The 580-nt window shown below is 43.6% G+C and carries 2 rRNA genes; both read left to right on the top strand.

The annotated features are described in order from the left end of the window. A 16S ribosomal RNA gene (locus AC1FXP_RS23595) occupies positions 1-96 on the top strand; the annotation flags it as partial. 388 nt (positions 97-484) lie between these two features. Then, positions 485-580, top strand: a 23S ribosomal RNA gene (locus AC1FXP_RS23590); the annotation flags it as partial.

The following is a 580-nucleotide window of genomic DNA, read 5'->3' as shown; positions in this document are numbered from 1 at the left end:
CCTTTTGGGAGCTAGCCGCCTAAGGTGGGACAGATGATTGGGGTGAAGTCGTAACAAGGTAGCCGTATCGGAAGGTGCGGCTGGATCACCTCCTTTCTATGGAGTTTAACTCTAGTCGACGAACAACGTTTAGTTGTTTGACGCTTGTGCTTTGGTTCAGTTTTGAGAGAATTCACTCTCAATTAATATAGAAGAAACTGATTTGATATTAAAAGATCAGTGGCTTTTGGTTCTTTGAAAACTAGATAATGCAATAGAAACAATGTTAGTTTTATCGGAGTCTTGTTTGTAAAACAAGACAAGAGATCAAACGAGCATGTCAAGAATTCAAAAACGACTTTTTTATAATAGATCGTTTTTGGCAAAGAGATTCGAGCAGTTCGAGGAAGCGAGTGGTCGAAAGAATGGAACGTACACACGTACGTGACATGACTGAGATCCACGAAGCTGACGAAGAAATGCGAAGAAGATCTGCAGCCAAAATGGTTAAGTTAGAAAGGGCGCACGGTGAATGCCTTGGCACTAGGAGCCTACGAAGGACGCGACGAACGGCGAAACGCCTCGGGGAGCTGTAAGTGAG

Source organism: Halalkalibacter sp. HAAS-P013, from assembly GCF_056619925.1.
Note: the sequence above shows the minus strand (reverse complement) of the source record. Positions and strands in the feature narration are given on the sequence as shown.